General features: G+C 34.3%; 19 protein-coding genes. 11 read left to right on the top strand and 8 right to left on the bottom strand.

What is annotated here, in order from left to right; translation table 11 throughout:
- Positions 1 to 24: 24 nt before the first annotated feature.
- Together gntP and ABH957_RS24940 are read left to right on the top strand one after the other, a co-directional pair.
- The gene (gene gntP / locus ABH957_RS24945; protein ID WP_078178324.1) at positions 25 to 1,350 is read left to right on the top strand and encodes a gluconate permease GntP; all 1,326 of its coding nucleotides are present in this window, start codon (positions 25 to 27) and stop codon (positions 1,348 to 1,350) included.
- Between the two features lie 167 nt (positions 1,351 to 1,517).
- Positions 1,518 to 1,739: a YjcZ family sporulation protein gene (locus tag ABH957_RS24940; RefSeq protein WP_002164881.1), complete on the top strand. Its 222-nt coding sequence runs from the start codon at positions 1,518 to 1,520 to the stop codon at positions 1,737 to 1,739.
- A 54-nt stretch (positions 1,740 to 1,793) separates the two neighbouring features.
- Here the strand turns inward: ABH957_RS24940 and ABH957_RS24935 are convergent, their stop codons facing one another.
- The 6 genes from ABH957_RS24935 to ABH957_RS24910 form a co-directional block, all read right to left on the bottom strand.
- Positions 1,794 to 3,773 (bottom strand): FtsX-like permease family protein, encoded by a 1,980-nt coding sequence (locus ABH957_RS24935; RefSeq protein WP_002143552.1) that lies wholly within the window; start codon positions 3,771 to 3,773, stop codon positions 1,794 to 1,796.
- Positions 3,770 to 4,522 (bottom strand): ABC transporter ATP-binding protein, encoded by a 753-nt coding sequence (locus tag ABH957_RS24930; RefSeq protein ID WP_002145171.1) that lies wholly within the window; start codon positions 4,520 to 4,522, stop codon positions 3,770 to 3,772. Before ABH957_RS24930 ends, ABH957_RS24935 begins: the two co-directional genes overlap by 4 nt.
- Before the next feature lie 19 nt (positions 4,523 to 4,541).
- Entirely contained in the window at positions 4,542 to 6,500 is a 1,959-nt protein-coding gene (locus ABH957_RS24925) for an FtsX-like permease family protein (protein ID WP_016127570.1), read from the bottom strand.
- A gap of 79 nt (positions 6,501 to 6,579) precedes the next feature.
- Entirely contained in the window at positions 6,580 to 8,550 is a 1,971-nt protein-coding gene (locus tag ABH957_RS24920; RefSeq protein WP_404457733.1) for an FtsX-like permease family protein, read from the bottom strand.
- Between the two features lie 94 nt (positions 8,551 to 8,644).
- Complete coding sequence (locus tag ABH957_RS24915) at positions 8,645 to 9,667, bottom strand: sensor histidine kinase (protein WP_002167488.1); 1,023 nt, start codon at positions 9,665 to 9,667, stop codon at positions 8,645 to 8,647.
- Between the two features lie 2 nt (positions 9,668 to 9,669).
- On the bottom strand, positions 9,670 to 10,365 hold the full coding sequence (locus ABH957_RS24910) for a response regulator transcription factor (RefSeq protein WP_000276730.1): 696 nt from the start codon (positions 10,363 to 10,365) through the stop codon (positions 9,670 to 9,672).
- A gap of 209 nt (positions 10,366 to 10,574) precedes the next feature.
- On the opposite strand from ABH957_RS24910, the gene ABH957_RS24905 reads away from it, so the two are divergent.
- From ABH957_RS24905 to ABH957_RS24885, 5 genes are all read left to right on the top strand, one after another.
- A complete protein-coding gene (locus ABH957_RS24905) occupies positions 10,575 to 10,847 on the top strand; it encodes an autorepressor SdpR family transcription factor (protein ID WP_002067754.1) in 273 nt (90 codons plus the stop codon).
- The gene (locus tag ABH957_RS24900) at positions 10,844 to 11,482 is read left to right on the top strand and encodes an SdpI family protein (RefSeq protein ID WP_078180952.1); all 639 of its coding nucleotides are present in this window, start codon (positions 10,844 to 10,846) and stop codon (positions 11,480 to 11,482) included. The genes ABH957_RS24905 and ABH957_RS24900 overlap by 4 nt, the downstream gene beginning before the upstream one ends.
- Before the next feature lie 24 nt (positions 11,483 to 11,506).
- Complete coding sequence (locus ABH957_RS24895) at positions 11,507 to 12,145, top strand: SdpI family protein (protein ID WP_404457729.1); 639 nt, start codon at positions 11,507 to 11,509, stop codon at positions 12,143 to 12,145.
- 164 nt (positions 12,146 to 12,309) lie between these two features.
- A complete protein-coding gene (locus tag ABH957_RS24890) occupies positions 12,310 to 13,026 on the top strand; it encodes an ABC transporter ATP-binding protein (RefSeq protein WP_002167491.1) in 717 nt (238 codons plus the stop codon).
- Positions 13,016 to 14,590 (top strand): hypothetical protein, encoded by a 1,575-nt coding sequence (locus ABH957_RS24885; protein WP_002191024.1) that lies wholly within the window; start codon positions 13,016 to 13,018, stop codon positions 14,588 to 14,590. The genes ABH957_RS24890 and ABH957_RS24885 overlap by 11 nt, the downstream gene beginning before the upstream one ends.
- 65 nt (positions 14,591 to 14,655) lie before the next feature.
- On the opposite strand, the gene ABH957_RS24880 is transcribed toward ABH957_RS24885, so the two are convergent.
- Complete coding sequence (locus tag ABH957_RS24880; protein WP_002191023.1) at positions 14,656 to 15,528, bottom strand: AraC family transcriptional regulator; 873 nt, start codon at positions 15,526 to 15,528, stop codon at positions 14,656 to 14,658.
- Between the two features lie 304 nt (positions 15,529 to 15,832).
- Between ABH957_RS24880 and ABH957_RS24875 the strand changes: the two genes are divergently transcribed.
- Positions 15,833 to 16,603, top strand: a complete 771-nt coding sequence (locus tag ABH957_RS24875; protein ID WP_000859658.1) for an ABC transporter ATP-binding protein — start codon at positions 15,833 to 15,835, stop codon at positions 16,601 to 16,603.
- Positions 16,590 to 18,539, top strand: coding sequence for an ABC transporter permease (locus ABH957_RS24870; protein ID WP_404491843.1), 1,950 nt, complete (start codon positions 16,590 to 16,592; stop codon positions 18,537 to 18,539). The genes ABH957_RS24875 and ABH957_RS24870 overlap by 14 nt, the downstream gene beginning before the upstream one ends.
- Before the next feature lie 65 nt (positions 18,540 to 18,604).
- Here ABH957_RS24870 and ABH957_RS24865 read toward each other — a convergent pair whose 3' ends face one another.
- Positions 18,605 to 19,063, bottom strand: a complete 459-nt coding sequence (locus tag ABH957_RS24865) for a hypothetical protein (protein WP_001064712.1) — start codon at positions 19,061 to 19,063, stop codon at positions 18,605 to 18,607.
- A gap of 308 nt (positions 19,064 to 19,371) precedes the next feature.
- Here ABH957_RS24865 and ABH957_RS24860 point away from each other — a divergent pair, with 308 nt between their 5' ends.
- Positions 19,372 to 19,950, top strand: coding sequence for a class I SAM-dependent methyltransferase (locus tag ABH957_RS24860; protein WP_002129619.1), 579 nt, complete (start codon positions 19,372 to 19,374; stop codon positions 19,948 to 19,950).
- Entirely contained in the window at positions 19,950 to 20,564 is a 615-nt protein-coding gene (locus tag ABH957_RS24855) for a DedA family protein (RefSeq protein ID WP_404457724.1), read from the top strand. The genes ABH957_RS24860 and ABH957_RS24855 overlap by 1 nt, the downstream gene beginning before the upstream one ends.
- The last annotated feature ends 28 nt before the right edge of the window (positions 20,565 to 20,592 follow it).

Genomic DNA, 20,592 nt, shown 5'->3' with positions numbered 1-20,592 from the left:
TTTCATATCGAAGGGGAATGGGATATGGATATATACTTATTAATCGTCACGTTAATTGCGATCGCAATTGTTATTTTAGGGGTATCATGGTGGAAATGGCATGCGTTTATTAGTTTAACAGTTGCTAGTCTATTTTTAGCTATTATGTCTGGATTGAACTTGACCAAAATTGTTACTGCCTATGAAACTGGTGTTGGTAGTGTACTAGGGCATTTAGTTGGTATTTTGGCTCTCGGAACAATTTTAGGGAAAATGATGTCCGATTCAGGGGCTGGCATGCAAGTAGCGGATTTCTTCATTCGATTCTTCGGGGTGAAAAAATTACCTTGGGCAATGTTATTCGCCGGATTTGTTATAGGTATTCCAGTGTTTTTTGAAGTGGGAATCGTCATTTTATTACCACTTGTTATTTCAATTCGAAAAACAACGAAACAAAATATATTGTTAATTGCGTTACCTGTTATTGCCGGATTATCGATTGTACACGGGCTAGTGCCTCCGCATCCAGGTGCGATGACAGCAATTGGTATTTATAATGCGAATTTAGGGAAGGTATTATTGTATTCATTAATTATCGCGTTACCAACATCCATTATCGCAGGACCGATATTTGCAAAGTGGGTACATAAGAGGGTTATACCTGAAAATGAACCGGAGCTTGTTCGAGTTACGACAGTATCAACTGATTTACCGAGTCGTAAAGTTTCATTTTTTATTATTTTACTGCCAGTAGTTTTAATGATTTTATCAGTAGTCGCACCATATAGTTCATTACCGAAAAAAATGACGGAATTTTTTGTATTTATAGGAAGTCCGGTAATCGCTTTGCTTATTTCATGTTTCGCAGCGTTTTATTTGCTTGGCATAAAACAAGGAATTAATAAAAAGATGATTAAAAAATTAACAGATGAAAGTTTACTACCTGTCGGTTCCATTATTTTAATAATTGGTGCAGGCGGTGGATTTAAACAAATATTAATTGAAAGCGGCGTTGGAACAGCCATCGCTCAAATGGCAGAACATATTTCATTATCACCAATCGTCTTAGCGTTCATGGTAGCGGGATTAATACGAATTGCAACAGGTTCAGCTACTGTAGCATTAACGACAGCAGCTGGAATTGTTTCACCGGTTATTCAGCACATGTCTGGTGTAAATTTAGAATTACTCGTTATTGCAACAGGGGCAGGATCATTAATGTTTTCTCATGTAAATGATGCAGGATTTTGGCTTGTAAAAGAGTATTTAGGATTAACAGTGAAGGAAACGTTTAAAACGTGGACTGTACTTGAGACATTATTATCATTTATTGCATTTGGCTTTGCTCTTTTATTAAATATGTTTCTTTAGAAGATACCTTAACAGGTATCTTTTTTTTTGCAGCTCTTTTCACGAAACAAGCCCGTTTTTAGGAAAGCCAAGCTTCCGATTCGCCCTGAAAACATAATATAAATGGAATCCCCTCATTTAGAACAAGAAGAACTTGTTATGAATGATACTAAAGGAGGAATAGAATAATGGGCGAAAAGTGTGAACACAGACATGATGATTGCGACCGCAGATGTGATGATTTCGATCGCAGACGTGGCTGCGGAGGCGGTTTTGCGCTTCTAATCGTATTGTTTATTTTATTAATCATTATCGGTGCTAGCTGCTTCGGCGGAGGCGGAGGCGGTTATGGTGGCGGTTATGGTGGTTACGGCGGTTATGGCGGCGGCTATGGTGGATATTGCTGCTAATTATTTAAAAACTATTGAAAATGGCCTTGTGCAATATGCACAAGGCCATTTTATTCATATTTTTATATGCTGTGATAATTTATTAATGTACAGAGAGCGGATTAAGAAAAAGAAAATAATCTCGATAATCCCGAAAAAGGTGAGTACAATCAGTAACTCTTTTAGTAACGAGAAAGAAAACATGCTTTGTAAAAACTTAACCGCAAATAACGTGTGAACACCAGCAACGATGTAAGGAACGAAAAATAAAATTCCTAATTGAATCGTTGCGGAGCGAAACATTTCTGATTCAGTTAAGCCCAGTTTTGTAATCGTAATGTACTTTTGTTTTTCATTCGTTAAGTCGTTATACATACGGAAGTATAAAACGCTAGCCGCTCCGATAAAGAAGATAAAGCCAAGAAATGCCCAAATAAAGAATTGAGCAACTGCATTTTCTTTATTATGGAGTAACTCATCAGTAGCTGTATAAATATTAAAAGGGACGGGAGATGCATGCTTATCATCTTTATGTGCCTCATAATATTTTTCGGTGTCATTACTAATACTTTTTAATATATTTTTCGTTGGAATAATTGCATTTTCCCAATTATCCACGAAGTAGTTATAAACTGTAATGGTTTCAATATGAGGAATCATAGTATCGATTGCATAATCTTGCATAATAACTAAATTTGCTAATGCAAATGGTGGTGCTATTCCTTTGTTAATAAATCCCTTTATATAAAACTCCTTTTTATTGGATTCAAGCGTAATTGTATTTTGTTTTACAAATGGATTTGATACAAGGTTTAATAGCTCTGGTGAATAGCCAGAAATAATGTAAACTTCTTTTGAATCAAGGGTGATTGTAGGTCTCTTTAACTGCTTAGCAATTTCGTTATAATCACTCATTTTCATAATTGCAATCTCTTCTTTTGAAGCATTATCTTTTAAAAGCGTAAATTTATATTTTTTATATTGAAAATGAGCATTGGAAAGTTCGGATTCAATAGTATTAACGTGCTTTCGTTCAAGGGAATGATCCCCTTCTAATTTGTATGTGAAGGGAATAGGATATCGCTCTAGTATCGACGCTTTTGTATTATTATTCGCAGCAAATAGTCCGATAATAATCGTAAATGCAAGCGCAGATAGCATAGAAACGATAAAGAGTACATTAATATTACTACGGGTACGAGCAACTAAGTCTGAAATCCATAACATGTTTATTTGTTTCAAATAAAACTTTCTACGTTTCTTTAAAATATAGATAAAAAGAAGAAATGTTTGTGAAAAGAAAAAATATGTTCCGACTACTACGAGTGGCAAAATAGATAATATAATAAAGAAGACAGATCCGTTTTGCACATTTTTTTCGGTTACGTAGCCTTGTGGATAACCAGCAATATAATAACATAACCCTAAACAAGTTAAAGCAAATATCGAAATGAGTATAGACGGCCTTTTTTCGGCTGTCACTTTCTTGTTCCCTTTAATAAGATGGACTGTTTTACGAGTCCGAATAAACATAGGTGTAAATGTAGAAACGATTAAAAATAAAATGATAAACGTTACGGTTGTCACGATAATCGCTTCTGTTGGCCAATATAAATAGAGACCTTTCGCACTTGTTAATTTTGAAGTGACTAATAAGAAAAAATTAGAGAACACTAGGCCACCTTGTATACCGATAAAGATGGACAATATCCCGATTATCATGTTTTCAGTAAATAACAGTCTTTTTAATTGTTTCTGTGAGATACCGAGAATCGTGAGTATCCCGAATTGCTGCTTCCGTACATTTAAAAATGTTCCAATTGAATATAAGAGAAAGAAGAACGAGAACATAACAATCACAAGCTGTGCTGTACTCGCTAAGTTCATTAGAGGATCCCGTTCTTGAAAGCTTTGTACATTTTGTAAGCGTGGATGATACGCGTATACAGTAAATGAAAAGAAAACCATAATAGAAAAAGCACTACTTACAAAATAAGCAAAATATGCTTTAGAATTACGCGAGACATTTTTAAATGCAAATTGCCAAAACGTCATCCACGCCTTCCTCCTAATAATGCTAAAACATCTAATATTTCTTGATAAAATTTCTCGCGATATAGTCCGCGGTGTAATTCATTGTAAAGCCCACCATCTTTAATGAAAATAACGCGGTTACAATAACTTGCTGCAAACGGATCATGAGTAACCATTAAAATTGTGGCATCCTCTTCTTTATTTAATTTCGTAAATAGCTCCATTACATCAATTGCTGCTTTAGAATCTAAGTTTCCTGTCGGTTCATCCGCAAGTAGAAGTGACGGATGATGAATAACAGCGCGTGCTACCGCGGTACGCTGTGCTTGTCCTCCAGAAACTTCAAAAATACGTTTGTCCAAAATATGATCAATTCCAAGCTTTTTTGAAATGTTATCGAGTTTTTCGTCCATTTCTTTTAAAGGAACATTATCTAGCGTTAAAGGTAATACGATATTTTCACCAATTGTTAGTGTATCTAATAAGTTAAAGTTCTGGAAAACAAAACCTAACTCTTGGCGGCGGAAAATAGCTAACTTTTCTCTACGGAATGTATGCGGTTGTTTTCCGTTAATAACGACTTCTCCAGAAGTAGGTGAATCGATAGTCGAAATAACGTTTAAAAATGTGGATTTCCCACTTCCGGATGGTCCCATAATCGCAACGAATTCACCTTTATCTACGTGTAAATTTATATTTTTTAAAGCAGTATGAGGGACTTTTCCTTCATACACTTTTGAGACGTTTTTTATGTGTAATACCTCTTCCATAATAATCACCTTTCTATTATTAAAACTTAATATGTTGTGATAACTTTTGCATATAAAAGGAACGAATTAAAAGGAAAAAGAGAATTTCAACCGTTCCAAAAATCATAAGCACGACTGTAATTTCAGCGAAGAACGAGAGATTTAATACATCTTGTAGCATCTTTGTCGCAAACATCGTATGGATGGATGCCATAATGTAAGGGACGAAGAATAAAATAGCAAGTTGGATTGTAGCAGATTGCTTCATCTCAGTTTCTGTTAAACCAATTTTTGTAATCGTTATATACTTTTCTTGCTCATTTGTTAAATCTGTATACATTCGGAAGTAAAGAACACTGCCAGCACCAATAAAGAAAATAACGCCAAGGAAAGTTCCGATTAAGAAAAAGGAAGCAACATTTAGTTTCTTGTTGTATAAAGAGTCACTTGCTTCACTTGCGTGGAACGGTGGATGTTCTGCTTGAATCGCCGCATTGTCGTTAGCGATTTTTGTTATAAATGCTGAACCAATATTATATGCTTTTTCCCAATCCATAACTTTGAAGCTATATACACTCATTTGTTTCGAAATAGATGATAATGCTTCTACATTTTCATCAGATAGTACGATTAATTGAGGTACTAAACCAATTGGGAACGGGCTATAACTTGTATAGTCTTTAACCTGCAATGGTAAAGAGTTTTGAGTAAGTGTAAGAGTGTTTTTCTTTTCCTTATTATGAAGCGTTCCAATGACTTGAGCATCTAAATCTTTAATTAATATATAAGACTCGTCTTTATTCACTGTGAGAGTTTCCCAATTTAACGCCTTAGCCAGTATATTATAGTCACTTTGTTTAATTGCATAATAGAGCTGCGGGCTTTCTTCCGCCGAAGATACTTCATATATATCCGTTTTAAATTTCTTATAAGTAAAATGCTCTTCGTTAAATTTTTGTTCTAACCAATTTAAATGTTCATCAGCTAACGTATTTTCAGTATGTGATAAATAAGTAAACGGGAAAGGGTTTTGCCTTATTTCATCAAACTTTGTGAATTTCCCAAACCCATATAAGAATGTAATCATTGTGAAAGCGAGTGTCGATAACATCGTCACAATAAAGAGCATGTTAATATTCGTCCGAATACGGGTTGCTAAATCAGAAATCCAAAGCATATTAATACGTTTCATATAAAATTTTCTTCTCGTCTTTAATATGCGAATGAGTAAGAAGCTAATTTGTGAGAAGAAAAAATATGTCCCAGCTGCAGCAAGTGATGGGATGACAAATATACAGGAGGCAGCGTACAAAAGCCCAGCGATATCTCCTAGTGAAATAAAATATAGCGGGTTTGCTGCTAAAACATATCCAGATATTAAACATATCGCACCAAAGAGAGAGATGAGTACAGATGCTTTTCTTTCTTTTTGTTTTGTTCCTTCTTTTAAAAGACGTACAGCTTTTCTCGTACGGATTAGCATCGGTGTAAAAGATGATACGAGAATGAAGAGTCCAAGAAAGATAATTATAGTTAAAATGATAGCACCTGTAGGCCACCAATATAAATATAAACCAGGCACATGCGTAATTTTGGCGGTAACTAATAAAAAGAACTGTGAAAAGACAAGGCCAAATTGAATGCCGAAAAATATGGATAGGCCACCAATTAACATGTTTTCTAGAAATACAAGCCTCTTTAACTGCTTTGGAGATATGCCAAGTACTGTTAAAATCCCGAACTGTTTTTTTCGTACTTTTAAGAAAGTACCGATTGAATATAGTAAAAAGAAAAATGAAAAGAATACAATGACAACTTCTGAGATTGTCATTAATATGTTCAGAGCAGCATTCACGCCTGTCATATGCAATTTAGGATGAAATAAATAAACTGCAAACGAGAAGAAAATTGCAATGGAAAACGCACTGCTTACAAAATAGGCGAAATAAGCTCTGGCGTTCCTTGTTACGTTTTTAAAGGCAAACTGCCAAAATGTCATTCACCTAAACCTCCTAATAGAGTGAAGAAGAAAAGGATATAAGAGATACCCTTTTCCTGTACTAATATATTCATAAAACTTAACCATTCGTATACTCTGATAACTTTTGCATGTAAAAGGAACGAATGAATAAGAAAAAGACGATTTCAACTATGCCAAAAATAATAAGAACGGCTGAAATTTCTTTGAATAGTGATAAATCAATTACATCTTGAAGCATTTTTGTTGCGAACATTGTATGAATGGATGCCATAACATATGGAACGAAAAATAAAATGCTAAGTTGAATGGTTGCAGATCGTTTCATCTCTGCATTTGTTACACCAATTTTTGAAATTGCTACATATTTTTCTTGTTCGTTTGTTAAATCTGTATACATTCTGAAGTAAAGAACGCTACCTGCTCCAATAAAGAAAATGACACCTAAGAATGTCCCGATTAGGAAGTATGCAGCACTTCCTGATGTGATTCTATATAATGAGTCTGCTGATTCATAGGGGCGGATAAGGGGGCCTTCGTATTGGAATTCCTGTCGATCTTTTTGTATTTTTTTCATAAAATCATTAGCAATTTTATACGTCTTTTCCCAATTTTGTACGTTATAATTGTACGCTGATATATGCTTTGTTGTACTTGGTAAGTTGTTTACAACAACATCAGGTAAAATTAAAGTTTGATATGAAAAGTTAGATGGAATGGCCCCTGCTTGTTCATAGCCCTTTACTTGTAATATCGTATTTGTGCTAGAAAGTGTAATGGATTTTCTATTGAAGCTTGGCTCAAATTGGCTAAATAAGGTGAAATAAGCGCTATCGCTTAAGACATATGCTTCGTTATCGCTCATGAATAGTTGTTTCATTCGTAGGGAAGCTGCAAGTTTATTATAGTCACTTTGTTTCATTGCATAGACGTCATTGTAAGCCGTTATACCTTCATCTTCTTTCAGTGGTGTTTCATATAAATCAGCTTCTATCTTTTTATAAGAGAAATTTTCTTTTTGTAACTGCTGTTCAAGCCAAGTTAAATGCTTGTTAGCAAAAGGATTTGCGTCATATGAAAAATAAGAAAATGGAAAAGGTGAACTACTCGTAACATCTAGCTTTGTAAACTTTCCAAATCCATATAGAAATGTAATCATTGTGAAGGCTATTGTAGATAGCATCGCTACAATAAAAAGCATATTGATATTCGTGCGAATACGACTTGCTAAATCCGAAATCCAAAGCATATTAATACGTTTCATATAAAAATTTCTTCTTTTCTTTAAAATATAAATAAGTAAGAAACTAATTTGAGAAAAGAAAAAATATGTCCCAATTGTAACAAGTGCTGGAATCACAAAAATACTTGAAACCATATATATAACGCCTACTTGCGGGTTTATTGAGAAAAAATATTTAGGGTTTACAGCTAAAATATAACCACCTAATAAACAGATAGCACCAAATAGAGAAATGGATATGGATGGTTTTCTTTCTTTTTGTTTTACATTGTTTGTTTTTAAAAGGTGCACTGCTTTTTTTGTTCGAATAAGCATTGGTGTGAATGCAGATACAGCGATAAAGAGACCAAGAAACACAATCGTTGTTAAAATGAAAGCATTCGTAGGTATATATAAATATATCCCTGGTAGGTGTGTAATTTTCGCTGTCACTAATAAGAAAAATTGTGAAAATACAAATCCAAACTGCATACCGAAAAAGATAGATAAAATACCAATTAGCATATTTTCAGTGAAAACGAGTCGATGTAATTGCTTTTTTGATATACCTAAAACAGTTAAAATCCCAAATTGCTTTTTACGAACCTTTAAAAACGATCCGATTGAATAGAGTAAAAAAAAGAACGAGAACAAAACAATAACAACTTCTGAAAAAATCATTAATCCTGAAATTTCAGAGATCATAGTGGAATTTTGTAATTTTGGATGAAACAAATAAACAGCGAATGAAAAGAAAACAGCAATGGAAAAGGAACTGCTTATAAAGTAAGCAAAATAAGCTCTTGAGTTGCGCGTTACATTTTTGAATGCGAATTGCCAAAATGTCATAATAAGTACCTCCCGATAGAAGGCTGATATGTAGTTTTATTGCAAAAAATGTATGAGAGTGAGATCTCATACATTTTGCTAGCATATGTTACGATCATGCTTCGGTCACCTTCTCCGTATTTTCTGCTTGATTATTTGCAGCGTTGTGGAAGATGATTTTAATCGTCGTTCCTTTACCAACTTCAGAGTCTAGTTTCACAGAGTGACCTAAATAATCACAAATTTTACTTACAATATAAAGTCCCATACCAGTAGATTCTCCAAATGCACGACCGTTTTTTCCAGTGTAAAAAGGTTCAAATACTCTTCGAATATCTTCTTGTGGAATACCAACGCCTTCGTCACGAACTTCCAAAATAATATCTTTACCATTGCGATAAGCTGATAAGAAAACTTTCTTTCCGCGCTCACCAGAGTAGCGAACTGCATTTGTCATTAACTGATAAATAATGAACTTTAGCCATTTCGCATCAGAAGCAACTTTTAAATCTGAATGAACTTCTAAAACGGGGAAGACTCCGTTTCGAATGAATAGTTCTTTTAATCCGTTAATATTTTTTGTTACAGCATCTTTTAATGAAATCGTCTCAACATGGAAGTCCTCATGGAAGTTATTTAATCTTGCCATGTATAAAGCCATATCGAGCCCTTGATTTAATCGCTCTAGCTCTTTTTTGAATTTAGGGATTAAATGCTCATCTTCCATTTCAAGCACCATAAGCTGCATAACAGAAACAGGCGTTTTCATTTGATGTACCCAATGGTTAATAAATAATTGGTGTTCTTGCTGTTTTACTTCGAATGTTTGTAGGTCTTTTTGGAATAGGCGATATTGCGTACGAACGAGCTCGTTTACACTGTGGGGCATAGGAGCAGTCGCTCTTTCAATAAACGCATCTTCCATTTTCTCTGGTGGTTCACTTAATCTGTGGTACATTCTACGGTTACGAACGTAACGATAAGCGAGGAAACAGATGAATAAGTATAAGCTTAAAACGATGAAGTAAAACTTATTATTTTGAAATCCGTCTACTGCATCATAAAGAACGAAAATGATTCCGAAGTTTAATACATATAGTAGGAAAAATGCAAAATGATCACGTAAAAATAGCTTCATGTTTATTCACTCCAAGTTGCGTTAAAACGATACCCAAGTCCACGTACTGTTTCAATAGCATTTTCAATACCAAGCTCATTGAACTTTTTACGAAGACGCGTGATGTTTACGTTTAATGTATTTTCCTCAACGAAGCTTTCGTCGTCCCAAAGAGCGGCTAGTAAATCTTCACGACTCGCTGTACGCGGGAATTTAGATAATAGCATTTCTGCTAAAATTGCTTCTTTCTTCGTTAAAAGAACTTGCTCAGCTCCAAAATGAATTTCTGGACGCTCAGGGAATAGTTTTAGTCCTTCAACCTCAACGATACGTTCAGAAATATTTGGTGCATAATCACCGTAAATACGGCGTAATTGACCTTTGATTTTCGCCATTACAACGTCATAGTGGAACGGCTTCGTAATATAATCGTCCGCACCGCTTTCAATCGCCATAATTTGTTCCATTTCACCAGCACGTGCCGAAATGAAAATAATTGGACAAGTAGATTCATGACGGATTTGACGGCACCAGTAGAAGCCATCGAATTTTGGTAAGTTTACATCAAGTAAAACAAGATGTGGTTTCACGGCGTTAAACGATTCCATAATATCATCGAAGTTCTCCGCAACAACAGCATCATAGCCATATTTTTGAATGTGAGATTGTAATAATGATGAAATATTTGGATCGTCTTCAACGATTAAAATTTTATACATATGTATATTCCTCCTCAAAAAAACAATTGTAGCTATAGTGTACCATGTGTTTCACGTCTTTTCATTATGTTGAAATATAAGCTAGTAAACAATATAGGTCAAAAGTGGAAAAAGTAAAAAGGGCCTTATATATAATTGACAATTGACTGAAATCATTTTAACATTTAGATAAATATCTAAATGTCTAATTAGTGAAAGGAAGAAAGACATTGAATCAAGCATTCAAAGCATTAGCAGACCCAACAAGGCGAAAAATTTTAGATTTATTAAAAGAAGGCGATTTAACAGCTGGGGAAATTGCTGAACAGTTCAATATGACAAAGCCAAGTATTTCACATCATTTAAGTGCGCTTAAAAATGCTGAACTTATTCAAGATGAAAAGAAAGGGCAATTCGTTGTGTATTCTTTGAACACAACTGTATTTCAGGATTTATTGACTTGGGTGTTTACGTTTACGAATAAGGGGGAAGAGGGGAAATGAGGAAGCATCTATTTCCATTATTATTAATTGCTTTAACGATTATTGCATGGTGCATCGCGTGGCCTTATTTACCGGGAGAAGTTCCAAGTCATTGGAATATTAATGGTGAGGTAGATGGACATATGTCAAAAATGGGAATGCTGATTTTTGATGTAGCAATTATGGTTTTTATATATGCATTAGTGACTGTATTACCTAAGATCGATCCGAAGTACGATAACTATAAAAAATTTCCTAAAGCACTTGGAAGGATAAATGGAGCAATTTTATTTTTCTTATTTACTATTAATATGATGACACTAGCAAATGGTTTAGGATATAACGTTCCAATTGGAATCGTTGTGAACATAATGGTCGGTATCCTTTTTGTAGTACTCGGCAATTATATGCAGCAATGTAAACCAAATTTCTTCATAGGTATTAAAACACCGTGGACGCTAAGTAGTGAAGAAGTGTGGAGAAAAACGCATAGGCTGGGGTCAAAGATTATGATGATTGGCGGTATTGTAATTATATTTTCCTCGTTCCTTCCAGGAATGTGGAAAATGATTTGCTTGTTAAGTGTTGTTGTTGTATTGGTTGTTGGTACAATGGTTTATTCCTATGTTGTTTATAAGAAAGAGATAGGGGCTTAATAAAAAAATTATGGGGGAGAGAGGATGAAAAGACACGTATTACCATGGAGTTTAATTATTGCAATTGCAATTGGATGGTATATTGTATGGCCATATTTACCGGAACAAATTCCACGTCATTATAATGCTGCAGGAATAGTAGATGGATATTTTTCTAAAGTGGAGGCAAGTTCTTTTTCGATAGGTAGTATGTTGGTTCTTTATATGATGTGGCTAGCTATTGGGTATGTTGATATAACGAAAGGCAAGTATAAACAGAAAGCTAAAGTCCTCACTGCAATTAACTATGCCATTCTTTTTATAGGATTCGGCTGTAACATATTTGCGTTATTAGCAGCGTCTAATTATATTGCTTCAGCTTCAATTGCATTTAATTTCGGACTTGGAACACTGTTTCTTGTACTCGGTAATTACATGCAACAAACGAAGCCGAACGGTTTAGTAGGCATTCGAATGGACTGGACATTAGAAAATCCTGTGGTTTGGAGAAAAACACATCGATTTGCTTCGAAGGTATTTGTAATAGGGGCACTCTGTATATATGCTGGTGCGTTACTTCCAGATCCATTCAATATTTTTATGGCAATTGGAATAATATTAGTATGCATCTTCATATCAACGATAAAGTCATATGTTATTTATAAAAAAGAAATGCAATTGTGAGCAATAAGCGATTGAACTACACTAATCAAATTTAATATTTATAGTTTTTATGTGTTAACAGGTTCTAATACTCAGTGAGGATAAAAAACTTACTGAGTAAAATTAAAGGCTTTTCAGTCTGAATATTTCGTTTTTAATCCAAGGGATAGTTTGGGGGAAATCACATGTTAGAAATTATAAATTTTAGCAAGACATACAAAGGTGGCAAAAAAGCAGTAGATCAGTTAAATATTACTGTTCAAGCAGGAGATATCTTTGGATTTATTGGGCATAACGGTGCGGGGAAAAGTACAACAATTAAGTCGTTAGTTGGAGTTATAGATTTTGAAGAGGGTGAAATTTTTGTTGATGGATATTCAGTGAAAAAGGATCCGATTGCATGTAAGAGAGTAGTGGCGTATATTCCCGATAATCCAGATTTATATGAGCAATTAACAGGAATTCAATATTTAAACTTTGTTGCGGATGTGTTTAAAGTGTCTGCAAAAGATCGGGAAAAGGAGATACAAAAGTATGGAGATGCTTTTGAGATTACACCGTACCTAGGTGATTTAATATCTTCTTATTCACATGGTATGAAACAAAAAGTGGCGATTATATCAGCGGTTTTGCATAAACCGAAATTATTAGTTTTAGATGAACCTTTCGTTGGTCTTGATCCAAAGGCTGCTGTAGTGTTGAAAGGTATTATGAAGGAGCTTTGTGAAAAGGGAAGTGCGATTTTCTTTTCTACGCATGTTTTAGATGTGGCGGAGAAGTTATGTAATAAAATAGCGATGATTAATAGAGGGAAATTAGCACTTTCAGGGGAAGTGAATTCTTTAATAAAGGAAGGATCATTGGAAGAGCTCTTTATGAAGGAGCTTGCTAATGAATATTAGTAGTCTAGGTCTTTTAAAAATCCGCTTGATAACGCAGCTTGGTTTAAATACTTTTAAATACGAAAAAGATAAAAAGAAGAAGCAGAATAAGATTTTACTGTCAGCATCTATTGCCTTAGTTGGTGTCATGTTAATGCTATATTGTGGGGCCTCGGCATATGGATTGGTGAGACTAGGAATAAGTGAAATTATCCCAGTTTATGCACTAGTTATTAGCAGTGTATTGACGTTGTTTTTCACTATATTTAAGGCAAATGGAGAGATTTTTGCTTTTAAGGATTACGATCTTTTAATGTCATTACCGATTCGTGTAAGTACGGTTATTACAAGTAGGTTTTTGTATTTATATTTGCTGAATACGATCTTTTCAATCATAATCATGCTACCAATGGGAGTTGTTTATGGCATACATGAGAGGCCATCAGTTTCTTTTTACTTTATGTGGTTCATCAGTATGTTTATAGCATCTTTAATTCCAACAACAATAGCGGCGATTTTTGGAGCTGCTATTACGGCAATCGCTTCTAAATTTAAAAATACGAATAAAATAACTACGACTTTAAGTTTTATAGTAATTATTACATTCGGTTTCTTTATGCTAAAAAGCGGAAATGCTCAATATAGTCTTAATGATATGAACGGAATAGGTGCAATTATTTCAGAGCAACTAACTAAAGTGTATCCATTAGCTAACATGTTTCAAAAAGCAATTGTTCATGCTGATATTGTAGCTTTCATCCTATTCGTTGGGATATCGGTTATTTGGTATTATCTTTTTGTAAAAATCCTTTCGTTAAAATATAAGCAAATAAATACAGAGATTACCACTTATCATATGCTTTCAAATTATGAAATTCATAGCATGAGAAAAGAAAGTGTATTGGCCGCATTGTATAAAAAAGAACTGAAGCGTTTCTTTTCTTCTACAGTGTATGTGGTAAATAGCGGAATGGGAGTTGTGATGGCGCTAGCTTTCGCACTAGCTATAGTTGTAGTAGGACCAAGTCAATTAATAGCGTATCCTGGAATTGAGGCCCTGTTGCAAAAGGTTGCGCCATTTGCTATTGCAGCAGCGATTTCGATGACGTGTACAACATGTGTATCATTGTCATTAGAAGGAAAAAATGTATGGATTATTAAGTCGTTGCCTATAGCGCCAAAGATGATTTATGACAGTAAAATTCTTATGAATCTTTCATTAAGTATACCTGCATCACTTATTAGTGCCGTATTACTAATAATAGGGTTAAAACTAGATGTTTGGAGTTCTCTTTTAATCGTAATAACACCGATAACATATTCATTCTTTTCGGCAGTATGGGGGATTTTTATTAATAATCGATTTGGTTATTATGATTGGGTATCAGAAACTCAAATAGTAAAACAAAGTGTAGGATCGTTTGTCGGTATGTTTGGTGGCTTAATTACGGCTGTTATACCTGCCTTGTTAATCGGTACTGCTACGATCTCGAACTATAGAGTATTTACTTTGGTAGTTATTATAGTGCTTGCGATTATTACTATTTTCTTGTATAAGAACGAGTCGAGAAGAAGTATAAAATAAAAAGCTGCTTTTCCTTTAAAGAGGAAGAGCAGCTTCTTTATTTTGAAACAGTTTAGATCCTTATATTACTTTTTCAAAACAGGTACCCATATCTCGCTTCTGAAATTTGGTGAGGATACGTCTTTACTTTCATTCCATAATATTTCGGGTCCTTCCGCTAGTTCATAATTCGAAGAAGGGAACCATTCGGAATAAATACGTCCCCACACATTTTGTAATGCATCAGGAAATGGACCGACAGCTTCAAATATAGCCCATGTTGAAGCTGCGACTTCAAGTTGTTTGAATTGCTTTGGACAATCTTTCGTTGTGGCTACTCCAATATAGTGATCGAGTTCGCCTTTTTCCTCCATTCTTCCTTCAGAAAAATTCGTAGAAGCACTAATAATTCCGGTAGGTTCAATATTTGAAAGGGACTTTAATGTTTCGATTGATTGGCTGTCTAAACTTTTCCACATAGAAGCAATTTCTTCGTTTACACCGTTAAAAACAATCGGTACTCGTTTTTGTATACCAATGATTTGAAATGGCCCTTTTTCTTCAATTCGATAGTTCATTTCATTTCCCCCTTGAATGGATAGTTGGAAGGTCATTGGTGAATAAGCTTTCAAAGAACGACTAGTACTTCGAGCTTCTGAAGGCGTTATTCCGTGCAAATTTTGAAATGCACGTGTAAATGAATCTGGTGAGTTGTATCCATATTTTATAGCAACATCAATGACTTTTGCATTGCTATCTGTTAGTTCAAAGGCAGCAAGGGTAAGACGTCTACAGCGAATATATTCTGATAGTGATATGCCAGCTAGAAAAGAAAACATTCTTTTGAAATGATATTCGGAGCAGAAAGCTATTTTTGCGACTTCTTTAAAATCAATTTCGTGTGTAAGGTTGTCTTCAATATACTGCATTGCCGCATTCATATTTTTAAGTGAATCCATTATATGACCTCCTTTGTATATAGAATATCAGGAATGAAATAGCTCCATCCGACATTTCGTGCACAACTTTGTAGGTAGTTTTTTACCTTACAAAAATGTAATGTTCATGTAAGGAGAATGAATGGATGGCATGATATCCCAATGTTATAGTAACAAAGTACTTTAGTACATTAGGTTAAATTCTGATGTCTTTACTTATGTGCCTTACATAACTGTCATGTTTGTGTAAGAAACATCGATAGTGGCAAGAGTAGAGAGTATATATAGTTGAAAATAGAGAATAGAAGAAATGAGGGATGTCGAGATGAAAACAGTGTTAGAAGCAAAAAATATTGAAAAAGTATATGACACAGGTGGGAATAAATTTGCAGCTTTAAAAGGTATTAACTTACAAGTAAAAGAAGGGGAGTTCGTTGGAATTATGGGGCCTTCTGGTTCGGGTAAGACGACTCTTTTAAATGTTCTTTCTACAATTGATAATGCGACGAACGGTGAGATTTTAATTGATGGAAAAGATATCGTGAAGATGAATGATGATAAGCTGGCGTTGTTCCGCCGTGATCATTTAGGTTTCATCTTCCAAGATTATAACTTATTAGATACGTTAACGGTGAAAGAGAATATTGCGTTACCTCTTGCATTATCGAAGGTGAAAGCGAGTGAGATTGATCGCCGCGTTCTTGAAATCTCAAAGAAATTCGGTATTGATCATATTTTAAGCCAGTTCCCATACCAAGTATCTGGTGGACAGAAGCAGCGCTGCGCAGCATCGCGTGCGATCGTTACAAGTCCTAGTATGATATTTGGGGACGAGCCGACTGGAGCACTTGATTCTAAATCAGCGACAGATTTATTAGAAAGTATGAAGTCGTTAAATGAATATGATAATTCTACAATTTTAATGGTAACGCATGATGCGTTTGCGGCTAGTTATTGTAAACGAGTTATTTTCATTAAAGATGGTGAGTTATATAAAGAATTACACCGTGGTGAATTAACACGTAAACAGTTCTTCCAAAAAGTCGTTGACGTAATGTCTTCCATTTCTGGAGGTATGGCTGATGACCTTATCTAGCATTGCCCTCCGCAACATACAGCGGAACTTTAAAGACTACTTTGTATATTTTGCATCTATGATATTTAGTATCGTAATTTACTTTACATTTAAAGCACTGCAATATAATTCACAAATGGAAAAAGCAGCGGAAGCATCAAAAAAGATTAGCGGTGCATTCCAAGTTTCCAGTATAATGCTAATCATTTTCGTAGCAGTGTTTATTATATATTCGAACGGTTTCTTTACAAGAAAACGTAAAAAAGAAGTTGGGCTATATTCGTTACTTGGTATCCGAAAAAGACAGATCGGTAAAATGCTCTTTTATGAAAATATGTTAATGGGATTAATGTCTTTAATTATCGGGATTGCGATCGGTAGCGTCCTTTCGAAACTATTCCTTGAACTACTAGTAAGTATGATGGGATTAAACTTAAATGTTCATTTTGAAGTACCGATGGCTGCGATTATTGATACAGCAATTATTTTCTTTGTGATTATTTTATATACATCACTTCAAGGGTATCGTTTAATTTATCGCTTTAAGTTAATTGAACTTTTCCGCGCAGAGCGTGAAGGAGAAGCAATGCCAAAAGGATCCGTAATTATGGCGTTAATTTCAGTTTTCTTAATCGGCTCAGGTTATTTCTTAGCGTTAATGTTTATGAAGGCAGTTATGTATGCAAACTTTATGGCAGTCGCACTTTATATATTACTTGCGACAGTATTAGGTACGTATTTACTATTTATGTTCTTTACAGTATTCGTATTGAAACGTGCAAGAAATAATAAATCATCGTTTTATAACGGTATGAATATGATAACGACGTCACAGTTACTATATCGTATTAAAGGAAATGCAAAGTCACTTGCGACAATTTCTATTTTAAGTGCAGTAACATTAACGGCGGTTGGTACGTCAGTTACGATGTATTACAACACATTTACACAATCAAAAGCAGTTGCACCATACAGCTACTCTTATGAGAAGAAAGATGCAGAACTAGATAAGAAAGTAAATGCGATTTTTGCTGAAGAGAAAGAGAATCACCCTGTAAAAGATCAATTTGAAGTTGAGATGGTTCCTGTAAAAGGAAAGTTTGAAGGAGCTAAAGTCGATTTCATCTTTAATATGAACTACAGTATCTCAGAGAAATATCAATTTATATCTCAATCTGAATTCAACAAACTTGCGAAAAAAATCGATGCGGAAACAGTGAATATAGCTACTGGCGAAGCATTTATATATGATAGTTCTTATATTGAAGGGTATGAGTTTAGCCCTGAATATAAAGGAAATAAAGCGGTATTCCAAATTGGAAATGAAACGAAGACATTGACGATCCAAGGTGCAAATAATAATGCAATTACGAACTTAGGTGAATTAGTTGTTGTCGTTTCAGATGAAATGTATGAACAGGCGAAGCAAGCATTTGGAACACGTGTTGTAAAAAATATTGATGTAAAAGATGAAAGAAACAGTAAAGTATTAACAGAAAAATTAACAAAAGTGATGCCAGCTAGTGAATCAGAAATGGCACCACCATTTAGAGACTTCTATACTGGTTTCCATATGGGACTTGAAGCAACTGGACTAATGATGTTCATCGGAATGTTCTTAGGACTTGTATTCTTACTAGCAACAGGTTCTATTATTTACTTCAAACAGCTAACAGAAGCAAGTGCAGATCGTGAGCGTTACGTTGTCCTTCATAAAGTCGGTGTAACGAAACAAGAAATGAAAAAAGCTATTGCAAAACAAGTGAGCTTTATCTTTGCAATTCCACTAGTAATCGGAATTCTACACAGTTTGTTTGCATTAAAAGGTTTAGGGAACATACTACCATTTGAAATTATGATTCCGCTTCTAATTAGTATCGGAGTATACAGCGTTATTTATATCGGATATTACTTCTTAACAGTTCGCTCTTATTATAAGATTGTGAGCGCGAAGTAATGAAAGAGTTGTTTTATCTTAGTAAAAAAGCATCCGACTAACATGTTAGTCGAATGCTTTTTTGTCTATACGTGAGCTTTATTTTCGTCCGAACTATCAAACATGTCCATTACTTTAAAAATACCTTCCAATAGCAAGGTACATAGAATAGCGAAAATTAATACGGCATGAGGTGATAATTCAACTGATGTGAAGTTAAGGTCTGCCAACCAAAAGTAACCTACATAAAAACTTAGAAATGTGCTAACAGCCGAAAGTGTAAATCCTAAAAATCCTAATTCCTTTAATTTTTCCTCAGATAATTTACATAAACGTAAAACAATAGAGAAGAGAATTCCTACTATGAAAAATCCCATACATAATGCGAACAATGATATTATGCTTGGATACTTAACTTCATCGGGCATCCACTTTTTCATTCCCACTATTAAAAATGTAGGGACAAGAATAGGTAATAAAAGTGGTAGCACTATTTGTATAGCTGCAAATAATGCATTTGATTTATTATCGTTTTGATTATTCATAAAGCCTCCAAAAATGATTTCTATACTAATTTCAAATATCTTAGAGGATTCTAACATAAAAATAGTAACTTCGCTATACAAAATCGGAGTAGGAACATGATCATTCATGGTAAATAAACAAGCTGACTTATTTGTATATGTTTGATTCGCTTATCTTTGGAATTCAATTTTTTATGTTTGTTTATAGTAAAGATGAAGATTTCCTTCATCTTCATAAAATCTTAAGAAATCTCCTCAATATTTGTTAAGAAACGATAGTTATACTTAAACACAAGTTAAAAACTATTGAACGAATGGAGAGAGAGTATATGCAGCTCATAACATTCTTAAATGAATTTATTAAACATCCGAAACATACTGGTGCGATTGCGCCAAGTTCAAAGATATTAGCAAAGAAAATGGTAGATGTAATTGATTTTAATAGAGCGAAATGCATTGTAGAGCTAGGGCCTGGTACAGGAGCCTTTACGAAAGAAATTATAAAGAGAAAGAAGAAGGAGACAATATTTCTTCTTATTGAAATTAATGAAGTATTTTTCAAAGAGTTAAAGAGAAAATTTAAAGATGAGCAGAACGTGATTGTTATACACGGCTCAGCGGAAAATATAAAGAAGTATATGGAACAATTGAATATAGAATGTATTGATTACGTCTTATCGGGATTGCCTTTCACTTCTTTACCAGAAGAGGTTTCAAAGCGCATTTTAAACAGTGTAATGGAAACGATACATGAGAATGGAGAATTTATTACATTCCAATATTCACTTGTGAAAAAAGGATTTATACAGCATTTCTTCCCTGAAATTACACTAGAAAAAGTGTGGTTCAATTTCCCACCAGCTTACGTCTTTAGCTGTAAAAAAGAGCTAAGGGGAGCATATGCATAATGGAGCTACATGAATTAATGTCATACATTGAGCAGTATGGTTATTGGGCACTATTTTTTTGTTTATGGCTTGGTATTATCGGTATGCCGATTCCAGATGAAATGATTGTAATGAGTGGTGGATTTGTATCATCGATGGGTATATTGAATTTGATTCCCGCCTTTTTATTAACGTATTTAGGCGTTGTATCCGGCCTTTCTTTAGGGTATATACTCGGGAAAATCTTTGGCATAAAAGTGCTTAATAAATTGATGAAAAAGAAAAAGATGAAGTATCTTCTAAAATCGCAAGAGATGATAGGGAAATATGGTCATTATGCATTAGTTATAAGTTATTTTATACCTGTTGTGAGGCATATCGTACCGTATTTAGTAGGAATGAATAACATGTCTTTTAAGACATATGCGATTTATTCATATGTAACAGGATTTGTCTGGACGTTAGTTTATTTTGTACTAGGTTCTATATTTGGAAAGCATATAGAAGTGATAGTAACCCTTGCGATCGAGTACGGTATATATTTTGGTGGCATCGTTATTGTAGTTTGTAGTATTTCTTATGTGTATATGCATAAGAAGAATGCAGTAGTGAGTGAAATAAAGCAACATTCTTAGTTTGGTAAATGATGCTGGAGGAGATTTT

This window comes from Bacillus sp. RC242 (genome assembly GCF_044908245.1).
Lineage (GTDB): Bacteria > Bacillota > Bacilli > Bacillales > Bacillaceae_G > Bacillus_A > Bacillus_A mycoides.
This window is presented reverse-complemented; position numbering and strand designations above follow the sequence as displayed.